General features: G+C 36.0%; 14 protein-coding genes. 4 read left to right on the forward strand and 10 right to left on the reverse strand.

Features of this window, described 5'->3' with window-relative positions:
• Nucleotides 1-23: 23 nt before the first annotated feature.
• The 6 genes from HLX49_RS12510 to betB all read right to left on the reverse strand — a co-directional run bounded on the left by HLX49_RS12510 (nt 24) and on the right by betB (nt 7,038).
• The gene (locus tag HLX49_RS12510) at nt 24-863 is read right to left on the reverse strand and encodes a PRD domain-containing protein (RefSeq protein ID WP_101933453.1); all 840 of its coding nucleotides are present in this window, start codon (nt 861-863) and stop codon (nt 24-26) included.
• A 543-nt stretch (nt 864-1,406) separates the two neighbouring features.
• Nucleotides 1,407-2,225: a glycosyltransferase family 8 protein gene (locus tag HLX49_RS12515; protein ID WP_077706825.1), complete on the reverse strand. Its 819-nt coding sequence runs from the start codon at nt 2,223-2,225 to the stop codon at nt 1,407-1,409.
• A gap of 228 nt (nt 2,226-2,453) precedes the next feature.
• Nucleotides 2,454-2,921, reverse strand: a complete 468-nt coding sequence (locus tag HLX49_RS12520; RefSeq protein ID WP_077702543.1) for an Hsp20/alpha crystallin family protein — start codon at nt 2,919-2,921, stop codon at nt 2,454-2,456.
• 212 nt (nt 2,922-3,133) lie between these two features.
• A complete protein-coding gene (locus HLX49_RS12525; protein ID WP_077702544.1) occupies nt 3,134-3,808 on the reverse strand; it encodes a LuxR C-terminal-related transcriptional regulator in 675 nt (224 codons plus the stop codon).
• Nucleotides 3,809-4,269: 461 nt separating this feature from the next.
• Nucleotides 4,270-5,478 carry a choline dehydrogenase gene (locus tag HLX49_RS12530; RefSeq protein ID WP_077702545.1) on the reverse strand — a complete coding sequence of 403 codons (1,209 nt, stop codon included), beginning with the start codon at nt 5,476-5,478 and terminating at the stop codon, nt 4,270-4,272.
• An 87-nt stretch (nt 5,479-5,565) separates the two neighbouring features.
• A complete protein-coding gene (betB, locus tag HLX49_RS12535) occupies nt 5,566-7,038 on the reverse strand; it encodes a betaine-aldehyde dehydrogenase (protein ID WP_483372455.1) in 1,473 nt (490 codons plus the stop codon).
• Between the two features lie 204 nt (nt 7,039-7,242).
• Between betB and cudC the strand changes: the two genes are divergently transcribed.
• The gene (gene cudC / locus HLX49_RS12540) at nt 7,243-7,791 is read left to right on the forward strand and encodes a choline uptake/conversion transcriptional regulator CudC (protein ID WP_077702547.1); all 549 of its coding nucleotides are present in this window, start codon (nt 7,243-7,245) and stop codon (nt 7,789-7,791) included.
• A gap of 183 nt (nt 7,792-7,974) precedes the next feature.
• Nucleotides 7,975-8,874, forward strand: a complete 900-nt coding sequence (locus tag HLX49_RS12545) for a glycine betaine ABC transporter substrate-binding protein (protein WP_296362269.1) — start codon at nt 7,975-7,977, stop codon at nt 8,872-8,874.
• 306 nt (nt 8,875-9,180) lie between these two features.
• On the opposite strand, the gene HLX49_RS12550 is transcribed toward HLX49_RS12545, so the two are convergent.
• A complete protein-coding gene (locus HLX49_RS12550) occupies nt 9,181-10,401 on the reverse strand; it encodes an EAL domain-containing protein (RefSeq protein ID WP_077702549.1) in 1,221 nt (406 codons plus the stop codon).
• Between the two features lie 107 nt (nt 10,402-10,508).
• On the opposite strand from HLX49_RS12550, the gene HLX49_RS12555 reads away from it, so the two are divergent.
• Nucleotides 10,509-10,679, forward strand: a complete 171-nt coding sequence (locus HLX49_RS12555) for a hypothetical protein (protein ID WP_176087271.1) — start codon at nt 10,509-10,511, stop codon at nt 10,677-10,679.
• Nucleotides 10,680-10,973: 294 nt separating this feature from the next.
• Here HLX49_RS12555 and HLX49_RS12560 read toward each other — a convergent pair whose 3' ends face one another.
• The gene (locus tag HLX49_RS12560; RefSeq protein ID WP_296362271.1) at nt 10,974-11,555 is read right to left on the reverse strand and encodes an LOG family protein; all 582 of its coding nucleotides are present in this window, start codon (nt 11,553-11,555) and stop codon (nt 10,974-10,976) included.
• Between the two features lie 248 nt (nt 11,556-11,803).
• On the opposite strand from HLX49_RS12560, the gene HLX49_RS12565 reads away from it, so the two are divergent.
• Entirely contained in the window at nt 11,804-13,504 is a 1,701-nt protein-coding gene (locus HLX49_RS12565) for a methyl-accepting chemotaxis protein (RefSeq protein ID WP_296362273.1), read from the forward strand.
• A 349-nt stretch (nt 13,505-13,853) separates the two neighbouring features.
• Here HLX49_RS12565 and opp4C read toward each other — a convergent pair whose 3' ends face one another.
• Nucleotides 13,854-14,777, reverse strand: coding sequence for an oligopeptide ABC transporter permease (gene opp4C / locus HLX49_RS12570; protein WP_073011743.1), 924 nt, complete (start codon nt 14,775-14,777; stop codon nt 13,854-13,856).
• An 11-nt stretch (nt 14,778-14,788) separates the two neighbouring features.
• A partial coding sequence (locus HLX49_RS12575; RefSeq protein WP_296362285.1) for an ABC transporter permease occupies nt 14,789-15,673 on the reverse strand: 885 nt, incomplete at its 5' end.

Consider the following 15,673-nt stretch of genomic DNA (forward strand, 5'->3'; position numbering starts at 1 on the left):
AGTACGTAACACACCTAACAAAATTAGGATCTATTCTCTTGAAAAATACGTTCGATATGAATAACTAAAAATGCAATTTCATCATAAGTGACTTCCCAGTTGAATTCTTTTTCAACCATTTCTTTAATCATTAATCCGCAAGCATAGCTTTTCATATATCTTTCTTCAATGGTTTTCTTTAATGCTTCATCCATTTGAATACTTTCTCGCTGTTTCATTTTTTGTCGAGCAATGAAATAGCGGAGATGAGTAATAAAGCGTGAATAATTAATCGTTGTTTTATCAATATTGACTTCAAATAATCTTTGAATGATTTTAACAATATTTTTAATAAGTTTGGTAATTTGGATCGTTTCTTCCATGGTTGAGCTATCGATTTGCGCATTGACAAAATGTAGCGCAATAAAAGCAGCTTCCATTTTGGGAAGGGTGTAGCCAAGATCATCCTGAATGATTTGTACGGCTATTTTACTAACTTCATATTCCTCATAATATAAGTAAGGAATCTCCCATTGTAATGGATTATCTTTATTTGTAGTATGGTATTTTTCATCTGTAGCAAACTGTAAGTGGTCTGCTAAAGAAAAAAGAATCGATTGATTTAACTTCTTTTGCAACTTGTCTTCGCCAAGCCGGACAATTTTTTCAGTTACGGCTAAAAGCTCAGGAGAGATTTGTTCTAAAAACGTCCTTGTTTGCATGTTTTTTTCTGCTTTAAAGACTTTTGTGGCTTTTGATTCATCTACTAAATCTCCGTGCTTCTTTTTAAAACCGATACCAGTGCCAAATATAATCAATTCTTCATTTTTTTCAGACTTGGCTAAAATGATATTGTTGTTTAATGATTTTATAATGGTTAGCAATATAGTCACACCCTTAAAAAAGCCATAAAAAAACACCAATATCAAAACATAACAGAAAATGAAGAGAAGTTCACTAACGTTACATTTGACTTGGTGGTGCCTGATCATGTCAGTAACACTCCTGTATCGTAATTAGAGCTTACCACATGTATAAAGCGTTGTCAATAGGATAAGTGGAGGTGTATGTGACAAGTTTTTCTCTACATAGGCATAACCCACATATTTCCTGAACTCTATTTATGTACACTTTTATTGTTCTGAATGGAACAATTGCTTACAAAATGCATAGCTAGTGACCGCTGTGGAATAGCACAACGTTTTCCATGGCTGGCGCTCAGCCTCCTCAAAAAAAGCAGTTTGCTTTTTCTTCGGGGTCATCCCACTGCGCTTTCCCATCGGAGTCTCCGAGTTTTTCCTACGCTAACATGTTAGTTTTATCATACAGATCCTTTTTCTTTTTTGACTAGAAATTAGCTCTAATATCCTCCTTGAGAAACATCTTACATATACGGTGGAGGTAGTTAAAGGAAGGTTGTTATGTAATTATTTGTTAACCGAATGGAATGCAAAGCGTTCATAATGTTTATATAACGAATGAAAGCTCCCATAATATGTTTTGTACCATGGTTTCTTTTTACCACAGAAATGAATAATCGATGTATTGTTGATAACAAAATCCATATCTATTTTATTTTTGCTCGTAATCTTATAGTAATAATAAAATCGTGCATCAAAATTATAACGAACTTCATCGATATCTTTAATTTGCTTTGCATATAAGCCGTTTAGAATATCTTGGTCTGGGAGAATTAATTTTTTTTTGTTTACTTCTACAAATTCATAAATAGCTTGTTCAGAAATATGCTTTCGCTGTTCTGTTAAGTTAAGTAGTAACACGCCAGAGTTATAGTAAGCTTCTACATCATATGGTCGTAACCTAAGTTTATTAATATTTGTAATGGGGGTGCGATCGTGATATGCAGCAGCGTACAAATAATTGGCCATGTCCATCTGATACAGATCATGTATGGAATTAATAATTAAAATATCTGGATCGAGATAAAGCACTCTATCCAGTGAATTAGGTAAAAATTTGTACGCCAATAAACGATAATACATTTCTTTTGAAAAATGTTTAATGACAGGAGCGTCAGCAAAATGATGGTTTTCTAAGGTAATAACCTGTAGTTCATGCCCGCGTCTTTCTATATAATCATTTAATCTGCGCGTTTCGTCATCTGTTAAAGAAGAATGCATGAGATAAATGCAAAAGAAATCCTCAGGATGATGTAAAAATAAGGAATGGAGCATTACTTTTACTGGGTGCATGTAATTGGCGTCAATGGTAACTAATATATTCATAAACATATCTCCCTTAAGCCTATCTTTCTCTGTTAAATATGTAATTTTAAAGTCTTCTTTCATTGTACTATAGGAAGGTATATAGTTCTCCTATGTGAATTCGTAATTATAGGATCTAGAATTGCAGCTAATCGTATATGTAAAAAGAAAATGGCAGGGGCTAACCTTTTCATCTTGTAGCTTGGTTCTAATTGTCGTCTGCGCAAAAATGTGAAAGGCTTCTACCGTTTATTGCCCATTAATTTTAATACGACGTTTTTTGCTTTCTTTCGTTTTTGGAATGTGAAGGTATAGCATGCCATTTTTATGATCGGCGCTGACTTTATCCGTATTCACATTATCTGGTAGTGTGAAAGAGCGTTGAAATGATCCATAACTATGCTCCACAACTCGCATTTCTGTATCATTGTCTTCTGTTTCTATTTGTTGCCTTTTCTCCCCTTTAATCGTAACCATGTTGTCTTCAATCTCAACCTCTATATCGGATGGATCTATACCAGGGATTTCAGCTTCTACAATATATTTATCTTTCTTTTCACGAATATTGCAAGCGAATGATCCACCTTGTTGTCTATTCCATAAACTGTTGTTGGAGAAAAATGGATCATCAAAAAAGCGTTCAAACATTCCATCAAGTTCACTTTTGAATTTGCGTAATGGTTGGTCATCTCTGTTCCATCGTTTTATTGGTTTCATTTCAATTCCTCCCTTTACTATTTTATAAAATATTGTTTTTTTAGAAAGGAAATAAATAATGTTTCCAAAGAAAACGAGTTAAAGTTATAAAATAACGCAGACATGAGTCGTAAAGGTTAGCCCTATAACTCCCCTCCACTACTTATATAACCGTTCATTTAAAAATAAAACCTGTTCTTATATATTCGGAAAATTTTAATATCTAATTCTTGTTATTGGAAATTGTCCTCTGGTTCTTCTGCTATTAAATTTTCTAAAAGGTTAATGACAAGTAACCGTTTATTTACTCCTAATTTTTTATAAATGATGCTGACGTAATCGCGAACTGTTTTCTCTTTCAAATGTAGTGATTGGGCAATTTCTTTATTTTTTTTACGTTGATAGATGAGGAAGGCGATGTCGAGTTCCCTCCATGTTAAATCAATTTCTTTTTCTAAAAGCTTGGCGTGTAGACGTTGTTTTTCATCTCCTTTTTGAAATTGTTGTAAAATGGTTACTGCAATGTCTTCCGTAATAACGTAATGATTATGGTAAATATTTTTTATCATAGATACGAAGTTGGTATGATCAGAGTGGCTTAAGAAATAGCCTTCTACCCCGGCTTTTATACTGTTTGTAATAAAGGTGGGCTCAATAAATGACAAAATGTAAATAATTTTAATTTGCTTCGATATACTTTTTATCTCTTTCGTTAATTCTATCACTGTATGATGCGATTGATTGATATGAAAGACAACAATGTCTGGTTGTTTTTCTTGGACAGCATGAATAACTTCTTCTTTTTGAAAATATGTTCCTACCCACTTCATCTCCCTTTCTCTTTCAATAATTAAACGTAATCCTTCACTAGATATCCCTTCACGATCTACGAGTAATACTTTTATCATCGCTCATCTCTCCGTTTTTTATTACCTTTTCCTTATTTGCGCAAGCTATTCTATCGTGCTGTATGAAATTGTTATATGTTCCCCTAGTCATTTTTACATTGGAGTGGGGAATCTGAATACAATGTATATGTCAACATAAAGTCTAAGCTTTACGTTTTTAAGCTATGAGCACTTTAAGTGCTTAATTAATTGTAATTTCCTATATAGATATAAGTAGCTATTGTTATAAGGATGCAGATAGGTTTTTATGTTTTAAGATAAAGGAAGGATCTAGACAATTTCTAAACAAATGAAAATAAAGGAAGGACTTCTAGATTACATAGTGATGAAAATAGGGGATTAGATGGTTGATTTGGTGAGAAAAAACTATTTGCAAGCAAACATGGAAGTGATTTTTACTTAGAAAATGAGAAACAGCAAAAAACCCCTTTGCATTATGCAAAGGGGTTAATGAAAAATATTTACAGTGTTTTTGCTACTAAATCGAAGCAACGTTTATAAATCCATTGGTAGTCTTTTTCTGTTAGGTCACGTGGGTTACCTATCGTTTGTGGATCTTTTATCGCTTCTTTTGATAATCGCTCTATCATATTTGGAGAAACACCCTGTTCTTCCAATGTCGGGATATCTAAGTCTTTTACAAGCTGATAAATTTCGTTTACAGCTGCTTTGGCAGCCTCTTCTGTCGTCATATGAAATGTGTCAATACCTAATGCTTGGGCTATTCTTGCAAATTTATGAGGATGACCTTTCCAATTGTATTCCATTACTGGACCGAGCATAGCGGCAACACATTGACCATGGGCAACTGGAAGAATACCACCTAATGTCTGGGACATGGCATGAGCGGCTCCAGCTGATTCACTACCGTAAGATAAACCAGCAAGCATAGCAGCTTGAGCCATACCATAGCGTGCTTCAAGATCACCTCCGTCAGCATAAGCGCGACGTATGTATTTTCCAACGTATTCCATTGCCAATAATGCAACCGCATCTGTAATAGGCTGGGCAAAATGCATGGTAAAACATTCTATCGCATGGGCTAAAGCATCAATACCAGTCATTGCCGTAACGTGTGAAGGCATGGATACATGCAGTTTAGGGTCAATTATTGTTAAGTGAGCAGCAATTAATGGGCCACCCGTATTAAATTTAAATGCACGTTTTTCATCTGTAATAACTGCCCATTGTGTTACTTCAGAACCAGTCCCCGCTGTAGTTGGAATGGTTGTTAAAGGTGGAATGCGATTTTCTAAGGGCTTTTTTCCTTCCGCAGCTTCATATTCTAAGACACTGCCTTGATGTGTAGCTTCCACACCAATGCCTTTTGCCGTGTCCATAGAACTTCCGCCACCAACAGCAACAAGTCCATTACAGCCTTTTTCTCTATATAACTTAGAGCCTTCTGCAATCAAACGAACGGGTGGGTTTGGCTCAACTTTATTAAAGATAACAACTTCTATCCCCGCTTTTTTTAAGTGCTTTTCCACAGGCTGTGTTACACCAGCTTCATAGATACCTGGGTCAGTTACTAAAAGGGCTTTTGATACACCGAGCTGTTTTACTTCATTTCCAATTGATTGAATGGAATCAATGCCATGCTTTATCGTAGTTGGTATTTCAAATGTATGTAATTTATACATATGCTCTAATTTCATATTTAAGCTCATAGATAGCTCCTCCTATTATCTTTCTTTGTATTTTTGATTGATTTAACTTGATAAAAGCTTGGGAGACAATATGATTGCGATATTATTCTAAAACCAGTTCAACGCATCAGGCTGTAAATTATGATAGACATGCTTCACTTCTTGATACTCTTCTAGTCCTGCTTTGCCAAGTTCTCTGCCAATTCCAGATTGTTTAAAACCACCCCACGGGGCATGTGGAAAATAAACATTGTAGTCATTGATCCAAACTGTACCCATTCGCATTTTAGAAACACAGCGTTCTGCTTTGGCTATATCTTTTGTCCACACACCGCCAGATAGCCCATAAATAGAATCATTTGCTAATTGAATGGCTTCTTGTTCTGTGGTAAATGTTTCTACTGTAATGACAGGACCGAAACCTTCATCTTGAACAACACGCATATTTGATGTGCAATTGGTAAGTACAGTAGGTAAGTAAAAGAATCCATGTTGTAAATTTGGATTGTCAGGTTGTTGTCCTCCTACTGCTACGGTAGCTCCTTCTTTTTTTCCGTCTTCAACGTATTGAATGACTTTATTTAAATGCGTTTTAGAAATAAGCGGTCCCATTTGCGTAGAGGCGTCAAATCCATTCCCCAACGTAATGTTTTTCACTCGTTCAACTAAAGCTTGAACAAATGCATCATGTATCTTTTCTTCAATAATCAGTCGTGTACCAGCTGAACAAATTTGCCCAGCATGAAAGAAGACGGCATGTAGAGCTTGGTCAACCGCTATATCGAAATCAGCATCGGCAAAAATAATATTCGGGTTTTTTCCGCCTAGTTCAAGCGCTAGTTTTTTTACGTTGGAACTGGCTGATTGCATGATTTTTTTCCCGGTGTTCATACCTCCTGTAAATGATATCAAGTCAATATCGTGATTAGCAGAAAGTTCTGCCCCAACCGTATCTCCTTTTCCTAATACGAGGTTGACCACACCTTTTGGTAGCTTAGCTTCTTCCATTAATTCAAAAAGTTTTACAGTTGTTAATGGTGTAATTTCGCTTGGTTTCATGATTAATGTATTTCCAGCAGCTAATGCTGGTGCTAACTTCCAAGATGCTTGTAATAATGGATAATTCCATGGAGTGATTTGACCACATACACCTACAGGTTCATAGACTACTTTGCTAATGGTGTTTGGGACGGGGGAGTTGATCAATTCGCCACCATGTTTATCAGTTAATTCTGCATAAAAACGGAATACTCCCGCAATATCTTCCATATCGCTACGGCTTTCTTCGATGGTCTTACCTGTATCAAGCGTTTCTAGTTTAGCTAGCTCTTCTTTATCCTGTTCGATGAGCGCTGTAATGGTATGTAATTTTTTAGCGCGTTCTGTGGCAGATGTTCTGCACCATTCACCTTCATCAAATGCTTCTCTTGCAGCAGCAATCGCAGATATTGTATCTGTTTCATCACTTTCTGTCGCTTGAGCAACGACCTCTTGGTTAAATGGGTTTATAATATCTCGTGTGTTACCTGTATGAGAAGGTAACCATTCACCGTTAATAAAGTTTTGCTTAAAATTCAACATACTCCCTCCTACATGTTTAATTTTGTTAAATATTTATTTAACGTTTTTAACAATTTAAACTTAACATGATACAATTAAAGTTGTCAAAATAAATTACGGAACCATTATTGGCATTTGACATATTTGATTATTTCGTTAACATTAAGTTTGTAAAATATATTTTAAACATACTTAATATGTTACGGATAAAGGAGGGGAGACTTGATGGCGAATTCACATGATGAAATGGCGAAAGAAAAGCTTGAAGAAGCAAAAGGCTACGTTATTGAAACCATCGCAGAAACAATGGACGTATACGGTGTAACTCCGGCTGCGGGTAAGCTTTATGCAACGATGTATTTTAAAGAGCAAATGAATCTTGATGAAATGCGAGAAGAATTGGGAATGAGTAAACCCAGTATGAGTACGAGTGTTAGGAAACTACAAGAAAACGAGATGGTAAAGAAAAAGTTTCAAAAAGGCTCACGTAAACATACGTATGCAGCAGAAAAAGATTTTTTCCATTCTTTTATGTCCTATTATTGTCAACTATGGGATCGTGAAGCAAAGATGAATATGGAAGCGATTAAGCAGGCCGAATTTACTTTAGATCAAATTTTTGAAGATGAGAATGTGTCGAGGGAATTGATGGAGGAAGCACGAGAAATCTATGATCAGCTTGAGCAATCTAAAATATATTATCGTTGGCTTGAGCGTTTAGTTGCTAGTATACGATCAGAAGAGATCTACGAGTTCTTGCCAAAAAAGCCATAATTACCGAAGTTGGCAGATTGGTGGGTGGTAGTTTCGTGAGTTTGTCTCACCTGTTGTTTTTTTCGCAATAAGGAAAGTATACAAGTTTTAGGCTTTATCGTATAAGGTTGATAGCCGAGTTTTTTCTAATGATAAATTAATTGTAGCAAGCATTTAAATAGATGGGAGAGAGAAATTCATTTTATGAGCTTTATGAAGAGCAAATTAGTCATTTTGGGTTTCATTATGGTGTGCATTGTTTTATTGGCAGCATGTGGGGAAGAATCCAACTCGAAAAGTGAAGCGGGGCAGGCTACAGGAGAAAAGGGTACGATTGAAATGGCACAGATTAGTTGGGCAGAAAATATTGCTGTTTCAAATATGTGGAAAGTTATTTTAGAAGAACAAGGCTATAAAGTAAATTTAAATTTACTAGACATGGGAACGATTATGAAGGCACTTGCTGAAAACGAATTGGATGTTAACTTAGAAGTATGGCTCCCGGTGCAAGATCAAGCATATTTACAAGAATATAAAGATGATGTTTTCTTTTCTGAAGAGCCGTGGTATGATAACGCGAAAGTCGGACTGGTTGTGCCTAAATACTTAGAAGAAATTAATAGTGTGGAAGATTTACATGCGCATAAAGAGATGTTCGAGGGGGAAATAACTGGTTTTGATGCTGGCGCAGGAACAATGGAAGTGACGGAAAAACTAATAAAAGAATATGATTTGGATTATGAATTAATTCCTAGCTCAGAACCAGCTATGATTACCGAGATCGCACAAGCTATAAAAAATGAGGAGCCAATCGTTGCTCCACTTTGGAATCCACATCGCGTATTCTCCCAATATGATTTGAAGTATCTTAAAGATCCGAAAGAGGTATATGGGGAAGTAGAAAAAATATATCATGCAACAAGGAAAGACTTTAAAGAAGATTTTCCTAGTGTATATGAATGGTTCAAAAATTGGAAAATGGACGATGCATCCATTGGAGAACTAATGACGTATGTGAATGAAGCGGAAGAGCCGATTGATGGAGCGAAAAAATGGGTTGCAGATAACCAGGAATTAGTTAATAAGTGGGTGGAATGGGAGTAAAGCTATTTCGAATATAAAGTTTGGAATTCCGCTACTTCAAGAAAATTGGAAGAGGAAAGTTTAGACCATCTTAAATACGTGCTATTAGCATCGTCGTTGTTTCTAAAGCTATAAAACAATGAAGTAGAAAATGAGAAAACACCTTACTAATTGAAGGTTAACTTTACCTTTGATCCAGTAGAAGTAAAAAAACTTCTACTGAATCAAAGGACATTTTATAAACTATCCAAGAATATGCTCCATTTCAGTTCTGTAGTTGGAACAACGGAGAATGGCATGATAAATAAGAGATACTGCTAATTTGGTTTATAGGAGACCTTCCTGTTCAAAGAGAAAATCATAAGGGATGTCAATGAAAATAAAACGGTCTGAAGTAATAGGGTAAGAGTATGTCCGAATACGTTCATCGCGTTCAATATCTGTATATAAATCAGATAATATCCCTTTCTTTTCCATACTCATGCGGGCAATATTTTCAAAGAAATAAGGTCGCCAACTCCAATTTTTTTGCCTTCCTTCTGGTTGTAGACACCATATACCATCTGCGCCTTTTTCCGCATTTGCAGATAGCTGAAATCCAGCCTCATTACAAATATAAACTCGGAAACTGTAATCATTACAATCGCTCGCAACAGCAAGGATCGTTTCATCATAAGGGGCATGAGGATCAATTGTCTTTAATGTTTTAGCTATTTGCGTATTTATTTTTTCCGTTAATTCTAGTTGTGCTTTCATTTTTTTTCGTTCGTAATTGATGAAATGAAGAAAGTCTTTTTTGACCTTTTCTTTGCAACTGTCAATTGGAATAAAGCTTGGCTGTGTTTTTTCTAAATACTCTCCTTGATAATAGCGACTACCGTTTCTCCACGCGTAGTTTAGCTGGTGAAAAGAAGTAATACCTTTAAATAATAGCGCAGCACCAATTTTGCGCGAAAGCATAGAAAGTAAGTGATGAACATCCTGATACAATTGAGGCAGATCGTCTTCTCGTAAAAATGAAACATCGACTTTGACAATGTTAGGCTTAATTAAAGCTAACTTATCTAAGTTTCCGTTTTTTTCTCCTACATCATCAATAGCGATTTGAATGCCGAATGTTTGAATGTATGCAAATAAATGCTTAAGGGAAGCAATATGTTCACTAACAAAGGCTTCCGTAAATTGTAGCACAAGTTTATTTAAAGCTAATCCTTGTTCTTCATAGGTTTGTAAAATAGATAGCATACTGTCCCCGTTATCTTTCAGTAACAGTTTTGCATCGTAATGAATAAATAGCAGTTGTGTCTTATCTGTCGCCATATATTTATCTAACACTTTTTGTAATACTGTATGCGTAAGCTCTAGCCTAAAGTCACTCGGAATGCTTTTGTCTTTGAAAAACCAAAGGAGATTATGTAATTCCTTTTCCTCGTCTTGAAAATAGGGAATCGTTTCATACCCAATAATGAATTGATTCTCTGCACTTATAATCGGATCGAAGTATGGAACGATCTGATCAAGCTTCATCATGATATCTAGTGGGTCCATACTAACCAACTCCATTTTTTACTTTAGTACAGTATAGCATGGTAGTGCATCATTTTCCCTTCAAAAAACCAATTAGAAATATTCTTAATCTTAAAAGAAAAAGATACTTGGAAGAAATGATAACCTATTTTTCTATGTATGAGATAAGTAGAAGATTAGAAAATGATGAGAAAAACGAAAGCATAGCGCCAATTTTCTATGGCGACAAGCCAAGTTTTTCTAAAAGGATAAGAAAGTATAAAAATTTGTTACTTTGGGATACCGTTTTAACGGAATAGCCACGTCCGACTTCACTTCATTGCCCTAAGCTAAGTCACCATCGGTTTGTGATAAATAGGAAGGCCGACTAAAAACGGGCTTGCCTTAGGGTGTCGGCATACCTCTGTTTTAGTGGCAGGCTTCCTAAAACTTTCGTTGATTCGTTCCACTAGCTATGTTGCTAAACGGGTGCTTGCCTCTTTGTTCATAAGATATATTTCTACTGATTGAGGGTTCCCTTTACTTTTTTCGTCTTTTTGTTCGGTTAAAAAATCTATAAATTTTTTAACTTGGCTAGAAGCAATGCAAATAGGTTATGTTTGATGTGCTCTTAAAAACGATTTAATAGCTGGTGGCTCGTAATGACGAAACTTTTCAATTAACTCTTTTGCATTCGTATCAGACAATACAACATCGAGGTGCTTTTGCTCCATAAATTGTTGTTCCTGCATATGCTGGAAAAAATGAAGTAGTTGGTTGTAATAGCTGTTTACATTTAAAAGTCCACATGGTTTTTGATGCAAACCTAATTGTGCCCACGTAAATACTTCGAAATATTCCTCGAGGGTGCCAGGGCCTCCTGGTAAAGCAATAAAACCATCCGCTAAATTTGCCATTGTCATTTTTCTTTCGTGCATCGAGTCGACGATGATTAGTTCCGTCAGATTTTTATGATAGACTTCCTTGTTTTTAAGAAATTCTGGTATAACCCCAATTGCTTTGCCTCCTTCATTTAGCACGGCATCAGCGACAGCCCCCATGAGACCAACACTTGCACCACCGTAGATGAGCGTAATATGTTGATTAGCTAGTTCTTTCCCGAGCTTTGTAGCTGCTTCTGAGTATGTCGGTGAGATGCCTGGTCTGGAACCACAAAACACAGCGAGTTTATCCATTTTCTTATCCCTCCTTAATAGTATAAGTATATAGAAACCTGAGCGCTTTGTTAACCGCTTTTTCAGTATGTAAATAAAAATTAAAATCGTTGGTTGCCTGTTGTGCGTGCATAATATGGATAACTTCTAGGAAAACGCATAAGAATAAAATGTCTGAATTTTAAGATATATAAGGAAAATGTCCATTTACACAAATAGTAGCCGATATAAATAAAGAAAAGAATATTTTAGTGGAAAGGGATGACCAAATGAAAAGATTCCTACGCTTTAACAATGTTAAAAATAAATTAATTATTGGTTACGTTGCTATTATAGTTGCACTTATAATAACAGCTGTTTATCATTTTTATACAGCGAAGCAAGTTAATGAGGAAGTAAAATCAGTTATAAGTACGGAAGTAGCGGCTGTTCAAAAAGTTGAACGTCTTCATGCAAATCTATTAGAGCAACAGGCATTAGCTATGGCGTTTCTATTAAATAAAGAAGATCCGCTCCGTAAAGACTATGAACAAATGCAAACGGAAGGAAAGAATTTAATAGAAGAAGTACAGACGATAGCATCAGCTAAACAATGGCACGAACTAAGCAATAAACAAAAAGAATGGCAGCAAGAAGTCAAAAAGCGATTTAATAAAATAGGTGATGGAGAACCGACAAGTAACTTAGCAAACGTTCAAACTTTAGGTTCTGAAGTTAGTTCCATCATAAAAGAAATGGTAGATAACCAAACGAAAAAGCTGGAAAATAAAAAAGCGCAAGCTGTTTCTAATGCAAAAGATTCACAAACTTGGTTTATCATACTTACTGCTAGTTTCATTTTATTCGTAGTTGCTATTAGCGTACTAACTGTCCGATCCATTACAATACCGATCAATCAATTGTGGGCGAGAATAAAAGGTATTGCGGAGGGGAAGGTGCAACCAGAGCCACTGCCTATAAATGCAGGCGGTGAGTTTGGGCAAATGATGGAAGCGACTCATACAATAAGTGAAAACATTAACAATTTTTTGGGAAAAGTTAATCATGTATCAAATACCGTAAGTAATTATGGACAATCTTTTACTCGCTCGGCTCAAGAAGTGATGGAGGGAGCAGAACAGATAGCTACAACCATGCAAGAATTAGCCGTTGGTTCAGAGACACAAGCAAATCGAGCAAGTGATTTAGCGATGAATATGGAAACATTTAGTACGAAAGTGAGTGATACAAACGACCAAGGAAAGTTAATCGATCAAGCTTCTCAAGAAATTTTGACGATGACCGAGGAAGGAGAGCAGATGATGAAATCTTCCTCAGAGCAAATGGAACAAATTGATAAAATAGTGAAAGAAGCAGTAGATAAAGTGAGGCAATTAGATGAACAATCGCAAGAAATTAACCATTTAGTCCAAACCATTCAAGATATTGCTGAACAAACGAATTTACTTGCATTAAATGCTGCGATTGAAGCTGCTAGAGCAGGAGAGCATGGAAAAGGCTTTGCGGTTGTAGCAGATGAGGTAAGAAAACTCGCTGAACAAGTAAGCGATTCTGTAACAAATATAACTGGAATTGTTACCCATATTAAGCATAACTCCAATTTAGTTACGAATACGCTAGAAAATAGTTATGAGGAAGTGGAAACGGGTACCAAACAAATTCACGCAACACAACAAACATTTGATGGCATAACCATGTTGGTCAATGAAATGGTTCAAATTATAAAAACAATATCTTCGCATTTAGAAGAAATGAAAGATAATAGCAGTAAAATGAATGCAGCTATTCATGAGATAGCTTCTGTTACAGAGGAGTCATCAGCTGGAATTGAACAAACTGCAGCTTCGGCCCAACAGTCAAGTGCAGCAATGGGAGAAGTTGTTGATCAGTCCAAAGATTTGGACAATCTCCGGCATGAATTACATGAAATGGTTCACATTTTCAATAAAGGTAAAATGCATCAAGAATAGTGGTTTATTTGAATAGGAAAAGGACGCATTTTATGTACTTTCTATCTTGTACTATAGGAAAGCATAAAGTTTAAAAGGTTAATAGTATAAGAAAACAAAGGCTTTCGCCAAAGACTTGGCGACAAGCCAAGTATAATCATTTTACTGAGAAAAAGTGAAGCGTTCTTAGAGATCCGCGTGCTTTATTCATACCTTTTATTCTCATTCGACAATTAGCAAAGATAATGACCATGCATTGACTAATTGTTTGCTTCTTTTAGAGAGGACATTTCAAAAAAACTTACTGCTCATTGTTAGCAGTAAGTTTTTTGCATGGTTTATAGATAAGATAAGTTCTTCGAATATATCGTTATCGTTGCTTACTTTTCGGATCAAAGGCATCTCGCAATCCGTCACCGATAAAATTAATTGCTAGAACGGTTACTAAAATAGCTAATCCTGGAGGTATCCATGCTTCTGGGTTATTTCGCAATATGCGAATGTTTTGTGCTTCAGAAATCATATTCCCCCAAGTTGGTGTTGGCTGAGGGATGCCAAAACCGATAAAGCTAAGCCCTGATTCTACAATAATGTATGTTGCCATCATGAGCGTAGCATTTACAATAATCGGACCAATCGCATTGGGAATAAAATGTTTACGGATAATTCGCATATCACTTGCACCGATGGCTTTGGCGCCTAGTACAAACTCCTGCTCTCGGAGTGATAAATATGTAGCTCGGATAATACGAGTTAAATTAGGCCATGATGTTAAAGCGATAATGGTAACAAATATTCCGATTGTTATCTTATCAATAACTGCGATAATCGTTAGCACAAGTACAAGAAATGGTAGCATAAGCATAATATCTGCTCCACGCATAATGATACTATCTACCTTGCCGCCATAGTAACCAGCGACGGATCCAAGCACAACGCCAATGACTAACGTAAAAAACATGGCACTAAAACCGACAATTAAAGAGATTCTTCCGCCGTATAATAAGCGGGCGAAATTGTCTTGCCCTTGCCCGTTCGTTCCTAAAATATGTTCATCGGTAGGTCTTTTTTCAATATTTGTTACGTCTGTTTTAATTGGGTCTTGACTCGTAAGTAATGGGGCAGCAATACAGATAATAACAATAGCTAAAAGTACAAAAATGCTAATAACAGCTAACTTATTCTTTTTAAAACGGTTAAATGCTAACTGAAATGGTGTCTTATGTTGATGTTGTTGATCAATAGGCTCATTTTCCGGTCCTGTTGGTAATGTGCTTTCCGTATTTGTTTGCATTATTATTCACCTCAATCGTAACGTATTCTTGGATCAATAATGCTGTAAAGAATATCAGCTATTAAATTACCAATTAAAATGAGAATACCTAGTATGAGAGCAATCGCCATTACAACTGGAAAATCGCGGTTCATAACAGAGCTTAAAAATAAAGTGCCTAATCCAGGGTATTGAAAAACTTGTTCCGTGATTACAGCACCACTTAATAACACGCCAATTTCAAATCCCATTAAGGTGATAATAGGAATTAGTGCGTTTCGTAGCGTATGTTTATAGAGGACATTACTTTCCGACATACCTTTTGCCTTTGCTGTACGTATATAATCGCTTCCTAATACGTCTAGCACTTCGGAACGCATATATCGCATATAAGTTGCAGTGCCTGCTAATCCAAGTGTAATACCAGGGAGAACCATGTGATGAATACGATTCATAAATGCTTCAAATCCAGTAAGTCCAGGAGTGGATAATGTCCCTTGCGAAGGGAACCAACCTAAGTTAATCGATAGGACGTAAATTGCTATTAATCCAAAAAAGAAATTAGGAATAGCTAATCCTAAAAAACCAAAACCAGTAGCCCCATAGTCCAGTAATGAGTATGGCTTTCTTGCAGAATAAATGCCAATAGGAATAGCAACAATTACCGTAATAGCTAAAGAGAAAAGACCTAAATACAATGTGTTAGCAAATCGAGCTTCAATTAATTCAGCAACAGAACGACCATTAAAGAAGAGGGAATTTCCAAAGTCGCCTTGTGCTGCATCACTTATCCAGTTCCAGTACTGTACATAAATAGGATCATTTAAACCTAATGCTTGACGGCGTTCTTCAAAAACTTCAGGGTCTACATTTGGATCATTAAGCATTTTCCCTGACAAAGCATCTCCAGGAGCTAA

It is taken from the genome of Virgibacillus sp., assembly GCF_013393565.1.
In the GTDB taxonomy this organism is placed as follows: Bacteria; Bacillota; Bacilli; order Bacillales; family Amphibacillaceae; genus Virgibacillus; species Virgibacillus dokdonensis.